The organism is Chitinimonas arctica (assembly GCF_007431345.1).
Taxonomy (GTDB): domain Bacteria; phylum Pseudomonadota; class Gammaproteobacteria; order Burkholderiales; family Chitinimonadaceae; genus Chitinimonas; species Chitinimonas arctica.
In genome coordinates, this window is sequence record NZ_CP041730.1 from 1,855,292 (window position 1) to 1,867,955 (window position 12,664).

At 57.5% G+C, this 12,664-nt stretch carries 22 protein-coding genes; all 22 read right to left on the reverse strand.

Annotated features, from left to right (window positions below):
- Positions 1-9: 9 nt before the first annotated feature.
- On the reverse strand, positions 10-363 hold the full coding sequence (gene rplR / locus FNU76_RS08320; RefSeq protein ID WP_144277766.1) for a 50S ribosomal protein L18: 354 nt from the start codon (positions 361-363) through the stop codon (positions 10-12).
- A 14-nt stretch (positions 364-377) separates the two neighbouring features.
- The gene (rplF, locus tag FNU76_RS08325) at positions 378-911 is read right to left on the reverse strand and encodes a 50S ribosomal protein L6 (RefSeq protein WP_144277767.1); all 534 of its coding nucleotides are present in this window, start codon (positions 909-911) and stop codon (positions 378-380) included.
- Between the two features lie 11 nt (positions 912-922).
- A complete protein-coding gene (gene rpsH / locus FNU76_RS08330) occupies positions 923-1,318 on the reverse strand; it encodes a 30S ribosomal protein S8 (protein ID WP_144277768.1) in 396 nt (131 codons plus the stop codon).
- Between the two features lie 11 nt (positions 1,319-1,329).
- On the reverse strand, positions 1,330-1,635 hold the full coding sequence (gene rpsN, locus FNU76_RS08335) for a 30S ribosomal protein S14 (protein WP_144277769.1): 306 nt from the start codon (positions 1,633-1,635) through the stop codon (positions 1,330-1,332).
- 8 nt (positions 1,636-1,643) lie between these two features.
- Complete coding sequence (rplE, locus tag FNU76_RS08340) at positions 1,644-2,183, reverse strand: 50S ribosomal protein L5 (protein WP_144277770.1); 540 nt, start codon at positions 2,181-2,183, stop codon at positions 1,644-1,646.
- Between the two features lie 5 nt (positions 2,184-2,188).
- Complete coding sequence (gene rplX, locus FNU76_RS08345) at positions 2,189-2,506, reverse strand: 50S ribosomal protein L24 (RefSeq protein WP_144277771.1); 318 nt, start codon at positions 2,504-2,506, stop codon at positions 2,189-2,191.
- 10 nt (positions 2,507-2,516) lie between these two features.
- Positions 2,517-2,885, reverse strand: a complete 369-nt coding sequence (gene rplN, locus FNU76_RS08350) for a 50S ribosomal protein L14 (RefSeq protein ID WP_144277772.1) — start codon at positions 2,883-2,885, stop codon at positions 2,517-2,519.
- A gap of 223 nt (positions 2,886-3,108) precedes the next feature.
- Complete coding sequence (gene rpsQ / locus FNU76_RS08355) at positions 3,109-3,372, reverse strand: 30S ribosomal protein S17 (protein ID WP_144277773.1); 264 nt, start codon at positions 3,370-3,372, stop codon at positions 3,109-3,111.
- Entirely contained in the window at positions 3,373-3,561 is a 189-nt protein-coding gene (gene rpmC / locus FNU76_RS08360) for a 50S ribosomal protein L29 (protein WP_144277774.1), read from the reverse strand.
- A gap of 1 nt (position 3,562) precedes the next feature.
- Positions 3,563-3,979 (reverse strand): 50S ribosomal protein L16, encoded by a 417-nt coding sequence (gene rplP / locus FNU76_RS08365; RefSeq protein WP_144277775.1) that lies wholly within the window; start codon positions 3,977-3,979, stop codon positions 3,563-3,565.
- Complete coding sequence (gene rpsC, locus FNU76_RS08370) at positions 3,963-4,667, reverse strand: 30S ribosomal protein S3 (RefSeq protein WP_144277776.1); 705 nt, start codon at positions 4,665-4,667, stop codon at positions 3,963-3,965. Before rpsC ends, rplP begins: the two co-directional genes overlap by 17 nt.
- Before the next feature lie 7 nt (positions 4,668-4,674).
- Complete coding sequence (rplV, locus tag FNU76_RS08375) at positions 4,675-5,004, reverse strand: 50S ribosomal protein L22 (protein ID WP_144277777.1); 330 nt, start codon at positions 5,002-5,004, stop codon at positions 4,675-4,677.
- A gap of 8 nt (positions 5,005-5,012) precedes the next feature.
- Complete coding sequence (rpsS, locus tag FNU76_RS08380; RefSeq protein WP_144277778.1) at positions 5,013-5,288, reverse strand: 30S ribosomal protein S19; 276 nt, start codon at positions 5,286-5,288, stop codon at positions 5,013-5,015.
- 6 nt (positions 5,289-5,294) lie between these two features.
- Entirely contained in the window at positions 5,295-6,125 is an 831-nt protein-coding gene (gene rplB / locus FNU76_RS08385; RefSeq protein ID WP_144277779.1) for a 50S ribosomal protein L2, read from the reverse strand.
- Between the two features lie 11 nt (positions 6,126-6,136).
- Positions 6,137-6,442, reverse strand: coding sequence for a 50S ribosomal protein L23 (gene rplW, locus FNU76_RS08390; protein WP_144277780.1), 306 nt, complete (start codon positions 6,440-6,442; stop codon positions 6,137-6,139).
- Complete coding sequence (gene rplD / locus FNU76_RS08395) at positions 6,439-7,062, reverse strand: 50S ribosomal protein L4 (protein WP_144280612.1); 624 nt, start codon at positions 7,060-7,062, stop codon at positions 6,439-6,441. Before rplD ends, rplW begins: the two co-directional genes overlap by 4 nt.
- On the reverse strand, positions 7,062-7,706 hold the full coding sequence (gene rplC / locus FNU76_RS08400; RefSeq protein WP_144277781.1) for a 50S ribosomal protein L3: 645 nt from the start codon (positions 7,704-7,706) through the stop codon (positions 7,062-7,064). Before rplC ends, rplD begins: the two co-directional genes overlap by 1 nt.
- Before the next feature lie 165 nt (positions 7,707-7,871).
- Complete coding sequence (gene rpsJ, locus FNU76_RS08405; RefSeq protein WP_072428332.1) at positions 7,872-8,183, reverse strand: 30S ribosomal protein S10; 312 nt, start codon at positions 8,181-8,183, stop codon at positions 7,872-7,874.
- Between the two features lie 88 nt (positions 8,184-8,271).
- A complete protein-coding gene (gene tuf, locus FNU76_RS08410; RefSeq protein ID WP_144277782.1) occupies positions 8,272-9,462 on the reverse strand; it encodes an elongation factor Tu in 1,191 nt (396 codons plus the stop codon).
- A gap of 63 nt (positions 9,463-9,525) precedes the next feature.
- The gene (fusA, locus tag FNU76_RS08415; protein ID WP_144277783.1) at positions 9,526-11,622 is read right to left on the reverse strand and encodes an elongation factor G; all 2,097 of its coding nucleotides are present in this window, start codon (positions 11,620-11,622) and stop codon (positions 9,526-9,528) included.
- Between the two features lie 28 nt (positions 11,623-11,650).
- Complete coding sequence (gene rpsG, locus FNU76_RS08420) at positions 11,651-12,121, reverse strand: 30S ribosomal protein S7 (RefSeq protein WP_028446290.1); 471 nt, start codon at positions 12,119-12,121, stop codon at positions 11,651-11,653.
- Positions 12,122-12,260: 139 nt separating this feature from the next.
- Positions 12,261-12,635: a 30S ribosomal protein S12 gene (rpsL, locus tag FNU76_RS08425; protein WP_144277784.1), complete on the reverse strand. Its 375-nt coding sequence runs from the start codon at positions 12,633-12,635 to the stop codon at positions 12,261-12,263.
- Positions 12,636-12,664 lie beyond the last annotated feature (29 nt).

A 12,664-nucleotide genomic window follows, 5' to 3' on the forward strand; every position in this document is an offset into this window, starting at 1 on the left:
TTTGACTCCTTAGAATTCGAGGCCGGCTTCGCGCGCCGCGTCGGCCAGCGCTTTCACGCGACCGTGGTAATGAAAGCCCGAGCGGTCGAAGGCGACGGCGGTAACGCCGGCAGCCTTGGCCTTTTCGGCGATGCGCTTACCAACAGCAGCTGCCGCGGTCGTGTTGCCACCGTTGCTGACTTCCTTGCGGAAATCAACTTCCAGCGACGACGCACTGGCCAGCACCTTGCCACCGGTCTCATCGATGACCTGGGCGTAGATATGGCTGTTGGTGCGATGAACCGACAGGCGCACCACTTTCAAGCCAGCGATACGGGCACGGGTTTTGCGGGCCCTGCGCAGACGTGTTTCGTTCTTGTCCATGATTTCAGCCTCGATTACTTCTTCTTGGTTTCTTTCAGGGTCACCGTTTCGTCGCTATAGCGAACACCCTTGCCCTTGTAAGGCTCTGGCGGACGATAAGCGCGAATTTCAGCGGCGACCTGACCAACCTGCTGCTTGTCTACGCCCTTCAGCAGAATTTCGGTCTGCGATGGGGTTTCAACTTTGACACCAGCCGGCATCTTGTGGGCAACAGGGTGCGAGAAACCAAGGGTCAGGTTGAGCAGCTCGCCTTGGGCTTGGGCACGATAGCCCACGCCGACCAGCAGAAGCTTGCGCTCAAAACCTTTGGAAACGCCGGTCACAATGTTGTTGAGCAGGGCGCGCATGGTGCCGGACATAGCCCGGGAATGCTTGCTCTCGTCAACAGCCTTGAAAACCAGGGCATTGTTCTCGACCTTGATCTCGACAGCAGCGTCCAGAGGACGGGAAGCCGAGCCCAGCGGGCCCTTCACTACAATCGCGCCTGCGGCGATGCTGACTTCGACACCAGCCGGCAGGACGATAGGGTTTTTAGCTACACGGGACATTACTCAGCTCCTTACGCCACGTAGCACAAGAGCTCGCCACCGATACCTTGGGCGCGTGCTTTGCGATCAGTCATCACACCCATGGAGGTGGAGACAATGGCGATACCGAGGCCGTTCATGACCTTGGGAATGTCGTCCACACCCTTGTAAATACGCAAACCTGGCTTGGAGACACGATCAATGCGCTCAATAACCGGACGACCCGCGTAGTACTTGAGCTCGATATCGAGCTGGGGCTTCTTTTCATCGCCGCTAACAGCGAAGTTTTCGATATAACCTTCATCCTTGAGCACGGTAGCAATGGCTACTTTCAGCTTGGAGGAAGGCATCGTTACCGACGGCTTGTCCGCACGCTGAGCGTTACGGATGCGGGTCAGCATATCGGCGATGGGATCATGCATACTCATTCGTGATCTCCTTACCAGCTGGCCTTGACGACGCCTGGGATTTCGCCACGCATGGCAATCTCACGCAACTTGTTACGGCCGAGGCCGAACTTACGGAACACGCCACGCGGACGACCGGTGATAGCACAACGGTTGCGCAGGCGAGTCGGATTAGCATTACGCGGCAAAGCCTGCAACTTCAGGCGGGCAGCGAAACGCTCTTCGTCGCTCAGGTTCTGGTCATTGATGATTGCCAGCAACTGCTCGCGCTTTGGGGAAAATTTCTCCACCAGCTTCTCGCGCTTTTTTTGACGGTTGATCAAAGCAAGTTTAGCCATGGCAAACCTCAGTTCTTAAACGGAAACTTGAACGCGGCGAGCAGCGCACGGGCTTCTTCGTCGGTCTTCGCGGTCGTCGTGATGGTGATATTCATACCACGCAGCGCGTCGATCTTGTCGTATTCGATTTCCGGGAAAATGATCTGTTCCTTGACGCCCATGTTGTAGTTACCACGGCCATCGAAAGACTTACCAGACACACCACGGAAGTCGCGGATACGTGGCATGGCCACGGTCACCAGACGATCCAGGAATTCGAACATCCGCTCGCGGCGCAGGGTAACCTTGCAGCCGACGGGGTAGTTGTCACGAATCTTGAAACCGGCGATCGACTTCTTCGACAGGGTCACAACGGGCTTTTGGCCGGCGATCTTGGTCAGGTCGCCAACGGCGTGTTCCATGACCTTCTTATCGGCCACAGCTTCGCCTACACCCATGTTGATGGTGATCTTTTCGATGCGCGGCACTTCCATGATCGACTTGTAGCCGAACTTTTCAGTAAGCTGCGGAACGACTGTTTCTTTGTAGAATTCTTGCAAACGAGCCATATTCTTTAGCCCCCAACCACTTCGCCGTTCGACTTGAACACGCGAACTTTTTTGCCATCGTCCAGCACCTTGAAGCCAACGCGGTCGGCCTTTTGGGTTGCCTTGTTGAAGATGGCGACGTTAGAAACCTGAATTGGCATCGTCTTATCAACAATACCGCCCACAACACCGCGAACCGGATTAGGCTTCTGGTGCTTCTTGACGACATTGATGCCTTCAACGACGACCTTGTCGTCGATCAGGACGCGCAAAACGGTGCCGCGCTTACCTTTGTCTTTACCGGTGATGACGACGACTTCGTCGCCTTTACGAATCTTGTTCATGCGCGACCCCTTACAGCACTTCTGGCGCGAGTGAGACGATCTTCATGAAGCGCTCGGTGCGCAGTTCACGCGTCACCGGTCCGAAGATACGGGTGCCGATCGGCTCAAGCTTGTTGTTGAGGAGCACGGCGGCATTGCCATCAAACTTGATGAGCTGGCCATCCGAACGACGAACACCCTTTGCGGTGCGAACAACGACGGCGTTATAAACGTCGCCCTTCTTCACACGGCCACGCGGTGCGGCGTCCTTGATGGTCACCTTGATGACATCACCTACCGAAGCGTAACGACGCTTAGAGCCACCCAGCACCTTGATGCACATTACAGAACGCGCACCGGTGTTATCGGCAACATCCAGCATGGATTGCATTTGAATCATGTAAACAAACTCCAACTTAACCCGTCAACGTCCGCCGGAAAATTTCCGGCAGTACCGCGGCGAACCACGGCACAACGGCCAGTTTTGGACCCCGTAAGGGAGACAATTCCTAAGCCATCGGCAGCAGGACGCCACTTTTGACGAAGGATAAACAGCAGGGCATTCTACAAGTCGTAGAATGCCCTGGCAAGCTATTTACGCAAAAAGTGATTAAAAATCACAATCAAACGTTGCGTGCCTTCTCGATGAGTGCCGTCACGATCCAGGACTTGGTCTTGGAAAGCGGACGGGTTTCTTCGATCGTCACCATGTCGCCTTCGCCGTAGGCGTTGGTTTCATCGTGAGCGTGGTACTTCTTGGACAAGCGAATGATCTTGCCGTAGAGCGGGTGCTTCACTTTACGCTCGACCAGCACGGTCACGGTCTTGTCCATCTTGTCGCTGACCACACGGCCAGTCAGCGAACGTTTCAGTTTGGTCTCGGTCATTTACGCCACCTTCTGAGCCAGGATGGTGCGAACGCGCGCGATATCGCGGCGAACGCGCTTCAGTTCGCTGGTCTTGGCAAGCTGCTGGGTAGCCAGCTGCATGCGCAGGCCGAACTGGGCCTTCAGGAGCGAGGTAAGCTCAACTTTGAGCTCATCGACCGATTTGTTACGCAATTCAGTCGTTTTCATCTCACTGCCCCACATTTCGGGTTACGAAAGTCGTCGCGATCGGCAGCTTGGCGGCAGCCAGACGGAAGGCTTCGCGGGCGAGAGTCTCGTCCACGCCGTCCATCTCGTACAGCACCTTACCTGGCTGAATCTCGGCAACGTAGTATTCCGGATTACCTTTACCATTACCCATCCGGACTTCGGCGGGCTTGGAAGAAATCGGCTTGTCCGGGAATACACGGATCCACACGCGGCCGCCACGCTTGATATGACGAGTCATGGCGCGACGGGCGGCTTCGATCTGGCGAGCAGTCAAACGGCCACGGCCGATGGCCTTCAGACCCCACTCACCGAAGCTGACCTTGTTACCGCGAGTAGCGACGCCGGTGTTGCGGCCCTTCTGCTGTTTGCGGTACTTAAGTCTAGTTGGCTGCAGCATTTCGAGGCCCCTTTCGCGGCTTGCGTTCGGCTTGTTCCGGCTGGACGACTACTTGCTCGCCGGCCTTGACCTCGCCCTTATAGACCCACACCTTGATGCCGATGATCCCGTAGGTCGTCTTGGCTTCCGAAGTGGCGTAATCGATATCGGCACGCAGGGTATGCAAAGGCACGCGGCCTTCACGGTACCACTCGGTACGGGCGATTTCGATACCATTGAGACGGCCCGACGACATGATCTTGATGCCTTGGGCACCCAGACGCATGGCGTTTTGCATGGCACGCTTCATGGCGCGACGGAACATCACGCGCTTTTCCAGCTGCGAGGCGATCGAATCGGCAATCACTTGCGCATCGGTTTCCGGCTTGCGGATTTCTTCGATGTTGATGTGAACCGGCACGCCCATCAGCTTGACCAGGTCGCGCTTGAGCAATTCGATATCTTCGCCCTTCTTGCCAATCACGACGCCTGGACGGGCGCTATGAATGGTGATGCGGGCGTTCTTGGCGGGACGCTCGATAACGACGCGACCAACCGAGGCGTTTGCCAGCTTCTTCTTCAGAAACTCGCGCACCTTGATATCTTCGGCGAGCATGGCTGGGAAGTTTTTGCTATTCGCATACCACTTCGAAGCCCAGTTCTTATTTACGGCAAGACGGAAACCCGTCGGATGAATTTTCTGACCCATATCGTTCTCACTCGCCCACGGTCAAGGTGATGTGGCAGGTCTGCTTCTCGATGCGGTTTCCGCGACCCTTTGCACGGGCGGAAAAACGCTTGAGACTCGGGCCCTTGTCCACATAAATGGTCGCCACCTTGAGCGCGTCGATATCGACGCCGTCATTGTGCTCGGCGTTGGCAACCGCAGACAACAACAACTTCTTGATGATGACCGCGCCCTTTTTCGGGCTGAAGGTCAGGATATTAAGCGCCTGCTCAACCGGCTTGCCACGCACCAGGTCAGCAACCAGGCGCGCTTTTTGAGCCGAAAGACGAGCGCCAGTCAAAATAGCGGAGGTTTGCATAATCTCTGTTACCTCTTGGCTTTTTTGTCGGCGGCATGACCCTTGAACGTACGGGTCAGCGAGAATTCGCCTAGCTTATGACCAACCATGTTCTCGTTGATGTACACGGGAATATGTTGTTTACCGTTGTGCACCGCGATGGTCAGACCGACAAAGTCGGGCAGCACGGTAGAACGACGGGACCAGGTCTTTACCGGGCGCTTGTCGTGGGTCGCGCGCACTGCTTCGATCTTCTTGAGCAGATGGGCGTCGACGAACGGGCCTTTTTTAACGGAACGAGACATGTCTAATTACCCCTTATTCGAATACCGGCGGCGCACAATCATGTTGTCAGTGCGCTTGTTGCTACGGGTACGGTAACCCTTAGCCGGGGTACCCCATGGGCTAACAGGCACGCGACCTTCACCAGTACGACCTTCACCACCACCGTGCGGGTGATCGATCGGGTTCATCGCCGTACCGCGAACGGTCGGACGAATACCGCGCCAGCGATTCGCGCCTGCCTTACCGATCTTGCGCAGGTTGTGCTCTTCGTTACCGACTTCACCGATGGTGGCGCGGCAATCGACGTGCACCTTGCGGATTTCACCGGAACGCAGACGCAACTGGGCGTAGGCGCCTTCACGAGCCAGCAGCTGCACCGAAGCACCGGCCGAACGCGCGATTTGCGCACCCTTGCCAGGCTGCATCTCGATGCAATGGATGGTGCTACCAACCGGAATATTGCGCAGCGGCAGGGTGTTACCGACCTTGATCGGCGCTTCCGAACCACTGATCACTTGTGCACCGGCCTTCAAACCGCGCGGGGCAATGATGTAGCGGCGCTCGCCATCGGCGTAGCACAACAGGGCAATGTGCGCGGTGCGGTTCGGATCGTATTCCAGACGCTCGACGGTGGCGGCAATGCCATCCTTGTTGCGACGGAAGTCGACCAAACGGTAGTGTTGCTTATGACCGCCGCCTTGATGGCGAACGGTGATCACACCACGGTTGTTACGACCGGCTTTCTTGCTTTGACTTTCCACCAGCGCAGCGTGCGGACGGCCCTTGTGCAGCTCGGGGCTTACGACCTTGACTACCGCACGGCGACCCGGGGAAGTGGGTTTTACTTTTACCAGCATCGTCGTTCTCCTTACGGTGCGGCCTGCAGGTCAATTTCTTGACCTGGCTTAAGGGCAACATAGGCCTTCTTCCAGCCCTTGCGCCAGCCTGTGCTACGACCGAAACGCTTTTGCTTCGGCTTCACATTGCTGACCTGGACGGATTCGACCTGCACTTTGAACAGCAGCTCAACCGCAGCCTTGATTTCCGGCTTGGTTGCATCGCTGGCGACACGGAAAACGACTTGCTCGTTCTTCTCGGCAACCATGGTGCTCTTTTCAGAGATCACGGGAGCGAGCAGAACCTGCAGCAAACGATCTTCATTTAGCTGAGTCATGCCAGGATCTCCTCGATTTGCTTGAGCGCCTCGCGAGTCACCAGGATCTTCTTGAAGCGAACCAGGCTAACCGGGTCGGCCTGCGAAGGCTCGAGAACGAGCACGTTCGGCAGATTGCGCGAAGCCAGATAGAGGTTTTCGTCAAGGTTGTCGGTGACGATCAGCGTACGCTCGTTCAGACCCATGGCAGCCAGCTTGGCGGCGAACGCCTTGGTCTTTGGGGTTTCCGCCACGAAGGCATCCACCACCACCAGACGATCTTCACGCACCAGCTGCGACAGGATAGTCGCCACGCCAGCACGGTACATCTTACGATTCACCTTCTGGGTGAAGTTCTCGTCCGGGGAGCTTGGGAAAATCTTACCGCCGCCACGCCACAATGGGCTGGACGCCATACCGGCACGAGCACGGCCCGTACCTTTTTGACGCCACGGCTTGCGGGTGGACTTGGCCACATCGCTACGGCCCTTTTGGGCACGGTTGCCGCTACGGGCATTCGCGAGGTAGGCGGTAACAACTTGATGGACCAGTGCTTCGTTGTAATCGCGACCGAACAGAGCGTCGGAAGCGCTTACATTGGCAGCAGCCTGACCATTGGTATCTATAACTTTCAGTTCCATCATGCACCTGCCTTCACGCTGGGACGCACGACGACATCATTGCCCTTGGAGCCAGGAACAGCACCCTTGACGAGCAACAAGCCGCGCTCGGCATCAACACGAACCACTTCCAGATTCTGGACGGTACGCTTGACGTTACCCAGTTGACCGGCCATGCGCTTACCCGGGAATACACGGCCCGGATCTTGCGCCATACCGATGGAACCAGGTGCGTTATGCGACCGCGAGTTACCGTGGGAAGCACGTTGCGAACTGAAATTGTGACGCTTGATCGCACCGGAAAAACCCTTACCTTGCGAGGTACCGGTCACATCGACCAGTTGACCCACGGCGAAGATTTCAACGGAGATCTGGCTGCCAGGTTGCAGCTTGGCCAGTTCTTCGGCCGACAGGAGGAATTCTCCCAGGCCGCGACCTGCTTCTACGCCTGCTTTTGCGAAGTGCCCAGCTTCAGCCTTATTGACACGGCTGGCACGACGTTCACCGAAGGCAACTTGCACTGCGGCATAGCCATCGGTTTCAGGAGTCTTAATTTGCGTGACGCGATTGGCCGACAGATCCAGCACGGTCACCGGGATGGAAGCACCATCCTCGACGAACACGCGGGTCATACCGACCTTGCGCCCGATAAGTCCTAAGCTCATCGTTCTTTCCTTTCGAAGGGCCGGCTACGATTGGCCGGCGATCTAACAAGCCGCTGATTGCTGTCGTATTGCACCGAACGAAACCTCGGCACAAAAGCAATCGCGGGCCCGCCTTTTACAGCGAGCCCGCGATAATATCGCAACGTCTTGAGTTAATGCAAGAAATTATTGCAGCTTGATCTCAACGTCCACGCCAGCCGGCAGATCCAGCTTCATCAGCGCATCAACCGTCTTGTCGGTTGGGTCGACAATATCCATCAGACGCAGGTGAGTACGGATCTCGAGCTGGTCGCGCGAGGTCTTGTTCACGTGCGGGGAACGCAGCACATCGAAACGCTCGATCTTGGTCGGCAGCGGGACCGGGCCCTTGACCACTGCGCCGGTACGCTTGGCGGTGTCGACGATTTCCTGGGCGGAACGGTCGATCAGTGCGTAGTCATAAGCTTTGAGACGGATACGGATCTTTTGATTTGCCATGATTTTTCCTAAAGAGCGGGGCGGCCATGTGGCCGCCAGGACACTGTGAAAGAGCGAGGGCGGGCCTGAACGGCCCGCCTGCTTCGCATTACTCGATGATCTTGGCTACAACGCCGGCGCCAACGGTACGGCCGCCTTCGCGGATCGCGAAGCGCAGGCCTTGTTCCATGGCGATCGGAGCGATCAGCGCAACAACCACTTCCACATTGTCACCTGGCATCACCATTTCGGTGCCGGCCGGCAGTTCCATCGCACCGGTCACGTCGGTGGTGCGGAAGTAGAACTGTGGACGGTAGCCGTTGAAGAATGGCGTGTGACGGCCACCTTCGTCCTTGGACAGCACATACACGCTGCCTTCGAACTTGGTGTGCGGCTTGATCGAGCCCGGCTTCGCCAGAACTTGACCGCGCTGCACATCTTCACGCTTGGTGCCGCGCAGCAGCGCGCCGATGTTGTCGCCGGCCTGACCTTGGTCCAGCAGCTTGCGGAACATTTCAACGCCGGTACAAGTCGTCTTTACCGTCGGTACGATACCGATGATTTCGATTTCTTCGCCAACCTTCACAATGCCGCGCTCGACGCGACCGGTCACCACGGTGCCACGACCCGAGATCGAGAACACGTCTTCCACCGGCATCAGGAAAGCACCGTCAATGGCACGTTCCGGAGTAGGAATGTAGGTGTCCAGCGCTTCGGCCAGACGGAGAATGGCGGGTTCGCCGATTTCCGACTGGTCGCCTTCCAGTGCCTTCAGGGCCGAACCCTTGATGATAGGCAGGTCGTCACCGGGGAAATCGTACTTGCTCAGCAGCTCGCGCACTTCCATTTCAACCAGCTCGAGCAGCTCGGCATCGTCGACCATGTCGGCCTTGTTCATGAACACGATGATGTAAGGCACGCCAACCTGGCGGGCCAACAGGATGTGTTCACGGGTCTGCGGCATGGGACCGTCAGCCGACGACACCACCAGGATCGCGCCGTCCATCTGCGCGGCGCCGGTGATCATGTTCTTCACATAGTCAGCGTGGCCTGGGCAATCGACGTGGGCGTAGTGGCGGTTTTCGGTTTCGTATTCAACGTGAGCGGTGTTGATCGTGATACCGCGGGCCTTTTCTTCAGGCGCGCTGTCGATCTGGTCGTAGCCCTTGGCTTCGCCGCCGAACTTCTTCGACAGAATCGTGGTGATTGCAGCGGTCAGCGTGGTCTTGCCATGGTCAACGTGACCAATCGTGCCGACGTTTACGTGCGGCTTGGTCCGCTCGAACTTTTCCTTAGCCATTTCTCAATCCTTAATCTGAATTAGGTAGGGAACTGCCGGGCACCGGGCCCGGCAGCACCTTGTTTACTTCTTGTTGATGATCGCCTCAGCCACATTGCGCGGGGCTTCCGAGTAGTGCTTGAACTCCATCGAGTAGGTGGCACGACCTTGCGACATGGAGCGCAGGGTGGTCGAGTAACCAAACATCTCGGACAGAGGCACTTCGGCCTTGATCATCTTGCCGCCGGCAGGATTGTCATCCATGCCTTGCAGCATGCCGCGACGGGACGAGATATCGCCCATGATGTCGCCCATGTAGTCTTCCGGCGTTTCGATTTCAACCGCCATCATCGGCTCAAGAATCACCGGGCCGGCGCGACGCATGGCTTCCTTGAATGCCAGCGAGCCGGCCAATTCGAAGGCGATTTGCGACGAGTCGACATCGTGATACGAACCGAAGGTCAAGCGGACCTTGACGTCCACCACCGGGAAGCCGGCCAGCACGCCTGCCTTCAGCGTGTTCTGGATACCCTTGTCCACCGACGGGATGAATTCGCGGGGGATGGTACCGCCCTTGATTTCGTCGATGAACTGGTAACCCTTGCCTTCGCCCGACGGCTCGACGGTGATCACGCAATGGCCGTACTGACCCTTACCACCCGACTGCTTGGCATGCTTGCCTTCGATGTCTTCGGCAACCTTGGTGATGGTTTCACGGTAGGCCACTTGCGGCGCGCCGACGTTGGCTTCAACGCCGAACTCGCGCTTCATGCGGTCAACCAGAATTTCCAGGTGCAGCTCGCCCATGCCGGACATGATGGTCTGGCCGGTTTCTTCGTCGGTACGCACGCGGAACGACGGGTCTTCCTTGGCCAGGCGGTTCAGGGCAACGCCCATCTTTTCCTGGTCGGCCTTGGTCTTCGGCTCGACGGCGACGTGAATCACCGGCTCGGGGAATACCATGCGCTCAAGCGTGATGATGTGGTCGGGCGAACACAGGGTTTCACCGGTGGTCACATCCTTCAGGCCGATACCGGCGGCGATGTCGCCAGCGCGCACTTCATCGATTTCCTGACGGTCGTTGGCGTGCATCTGCACGATACGGCCCATGCGTTCCTTGCGGGCCTTGACCGAGTTGTACACAGCATCGCCGGACTGCACGACACCGGAGTACACGCGGAAGAAGGTCAGCTGACCGACGTATGGATCGCTCATCAGCTTGAATGCCAGCGCCGAGAACGGTGCGTCATCCGAAGCGATACGGGTTTCCGGCTGGTCGCGATCGTTGATACCCGCCACCGGCAACACGTCAACCGGCGAAGGCAGCAGTTCGATCACGGCGTCCAGCATGCGTTGTACGCCCTTGTTCTTGAAGGCGGTACCGCACAGCATCGGCTGGATTTCGCAAGCCAGGGTACGCGTACGCAGGCCGAACACGATCTCTTCTTCCGAGAGTTCGCCTTCTTCCAGGTACTTGTTCATCAGCTCTTCGGAAGCCTCGGCTGCCGCTTCGACCATCTTCTCGCGCCATTCGGCGGCGAGCTCGACCAGATCGGCCGGAATTTCGACGTAGTCGAACTTCATGCCCTGGGTCGCGTCATCCCACAGGATCGCGCGGTTCTTCAGCAGATCGACCACACCGGTGAAGCCATCTTCGGCGCCGATAGGAATGGTGATCGGGATCGGGTTCGCACGCAGACGGGTGCGCATCTGTTCGACCACGCGGAAGAAGTTGGCGCCTTGACGGTCCATCTTGTTCACGAAGGCCAGACGCGGCACCTTGTACTTATTGGCTTGACGCCAAACGGTTTCCGACTGCGGCTGAACACCACCCACGGCGCAGTAGACCATGCACGCACCGTCCAGCACGCGCATCGAACGCTCCACCTCAATGGTGAAATCGACGTGGCCCGGGGTATCAATAATATTGATACGGTGTTCCGGGAAGTTGTTGCCCATACCCTTCCAGAACGTGGTGGTGGCAGCAGAGGTAATGGTAATACCACGCTCCTGCTCCTGCTCCATCCAGTCCATGGTGGCGGCGCCGTCGTGAACTTCACCAATCTTGTGGTTCACACCGGTGTAGAAAAGAATACGCTCAGTCGTCGTGGTTTTACCCGCGTCGATGTGCGCGCTAATACCGATGTTCCGGTAGCGTTCAATGGGTGTCTTGCGTGCCACAGCCAATACCTTTGCTTAAAAGGGTGAATTAGAAGCGATAATGGGCGAAGGCCTTATTGGCTTCGGCCATACGGTGAACTTCGTCACGCTTCTTCATCGCGCCGCCACGGCCTTCGGCCGCATCCAGCAATTCGCCAGCCAAACGCTGACCCATCGACTTTTCACCACGCTTGCGGGCGGCTTCGCGCAGCCAACGCATGGCCAAGGCCATCCGACGGGTCTGACGCACTTCAACCGGCACCTGGTAGTTTGCACCACCGACGCGACGGCTCTTCACTTCGACGACTGGCTTCACATTGCCGAGGGCTTGGGAGAACACCTCGAGGGGGGCTTTGCCAGTCTTCTTTTCGACGATTTCAAGCGCGCCGTAAACGATGCGTTCGGCAACCGACTTCTTGCCGTCCTGCATCACGACGTTCATGAACTTGGACAATTCTTCGCTACCGAACTTTGGATCCGGCAATACTTCGCGTTTCGGTACTTCTCTACGACGTGGCATATTTCAACCTCAGTTGTATTCAGTTGAGCGCAACGACTGCGCTCGCGACCACCCAAAGGGGCTGATCACTTACTCGACGACGCCCACATGGGCAGTTCGCCGCCGTCGCGCCATCTTGCTGCGCGACATCGTCCGGTCATCAGACCTTGGGACGCTTGGTACCGTACTTGGAGCGCGACTGCTTACGACCCTTGACACCAGCGGTATCCAGCGAGCCACGCACGGTGTGGTAACGCACACCTGGCAAGTCTTTTACACGACCGCCGCGGATCAGCACGACCGAGTGTTCCTGCAGATTGTGGCCTTCACCGCCGATGTACGAAATCACTTCGAAACCGTTGGTCAGGCGCACCTTGGCTACCTTACGAAGGGCCGAGTTAGGCTTCTTCGGAGTAGTGGTGTAAACGCGCGTGCAAACACCGCGTTTCTGCGGGCAAGCTTCGAGCGCAGGAACCTTGCTCTTGGCCGTTTCCGCCACACGTCCCTTACGGACGAGCTGGTTGATGGTTGGCATTATCTGTTTCCCAAAAGTAAAAAATGGCG

What these genes read in the sequence shown, in the direction of transcription:
- rplR (WP_144277766.1), bottom strand. Translation starts at nt 363, where the DNA reads ATGGACAAGAACGAAACACGTCTGCGCAGGGCCCGCAAAACCCGTGCC.
- rplF (WP_144277767.1), bottom strand. Translation starts at nt 911, where the DNA reads ATGTCCCGTGTAGCTAAAAACCCTATCGTCCTGCCGGCTGGTGTCGAA.
- rpsH (WP_144277768.1), bottom strand. Translation starts at nt 1,318, where the DNA reads ATGAGTATGCATGATCCCATCGCCGATATGCTGACCCGCATCCGTAAC.
- rpsN (WP_144277769.1), bottom strand. Translation starts at nt 1,635, where the DNA reads ATGGCTAAACTTGCTTTGATCAACCGTCAAAAAAAGCGCGAGAAGCTG.
- rplE (WP_144277770.1), bottom strand. Translation starts at nt 2,183, where the DNA reads ATGGCTCGTTTGCAAGAATTCTACAAAGAAACAGTCGTTCCGCAGCTT.
- rplX (WP_144277771.1), bottom strand. Translation starts at nt 2,506, where the DNA reads ATGAACAAGATTCGTAAAGGCGACGAAGTCGTCGTCATCACCGGTAAA.
- rplN (WP_144277772.1), bottom strand. Translation starts at nt 2,885, where the DNA reads ATGATTCAAATGCAATCCATGCTGGATGTTGCCGATAACACCGGTGCG.
- rpsQ (WP_144277773.1), bottom strand. Translation starts at nt 3,372, where the DNA reads ATGACCGAGACCAAACTGAAACGTTCGCTGACTGGCCGTGTGGTCAGC.
- rpmC (WP_144277774.1), bottom strand. Translation starts at nt 3,561, where the DNA reads ATGAAAACGACTGAATTGCGTAACAAATCGGTCGATGAGCTCAAAGTT.
- rplP (WP_144277775.1), bottom strand. Translation starts at nt 3,979, where the DNA reads ATGCTGCAGCCAACTAGACTTAAGTACCGCAAACAGCAGAAGGGCCGC.
- rpsC (WP_144277776.1), bottom strand. Translation starts at nt 4,667, where the DNA reads ATGGGTCAGAAAATTCATCCGACGGGTTTCCGTCTTGCCGTAAATAAG.
- rplV (WP_144277777.1), bottom strand. Translation starts at nt 5,004, where the DNA reads ATGCAAACCTCCGCTATTTTGACTGGCGCTCGTCTTTCGGCTCAAAAA.
- rpsS (WP_144277778.1), bottom strand. Translation starts at nt 5,288, where the DNA reads ATGTCTCGTTCCGTTAAAAAAGGCCCGTTCGTCGACGCCCATCTGCTC.
- rplB (WP_144277779.1), bottom strand. Translation starts at nt 6,125, where the DNA reads ATGCTGGTAAAAGTAAAACCCACTTCCCCGGGTCGCCGTGCGGTAGTC.
- rplW (WP_144277780.1), bottom strand. Translation starts at nt 6,442, where the DNA reads ATGACTCAGCTAAATGAAGATCGTTTGCTGCAGGTTCTGCTCGCTCCC.
- rplD (WP_144280612.1), bottom strand. Translation starts at nt 7,062, where the DNA reads ATGGAACTGAAAGTTATAGATACCAATGGTCAGGCTGCTGCCAATGTA.
- rplC (WP_144277781.1), bottom strand. Translation starts at nt 7,706, where the DNA reads ATGAGCTTAGGACTTATCGGGCGCAAGGTCGGTATGACCCGCGTGTTC.
- rpsJ (WP_072428332.1), bottom strand. Translation starts at nt 8,183, where the DNA reads ATGGCAAATCAAAAGATCCGTATCCGTCTCAAAGCTTATGACTACGCA.
- tuf (WP_144277782.1), bottom strand. Translation starts at nt 9,462, where the DNA reads ATGGCTAAGGAAAAGTTCGAGCGGACCAAGCCGCACGTAAACGTCGGC.
- rpsG (WP_028446290.1), bottom strand. Translation starts at nt 12,121, where the DNA reads ATGCCACGTCGTAGAGAAGTACCGAAACGCGAAGTATTGCCGGATCCA.
- rpsL (WP_144277784.1), bottom strand. Translation starts at nt 12,635, where the DNA reads ATGCCAACCATCAACCAGCTCGTCCGTAAGGGACGTGTGGCGGAAACG.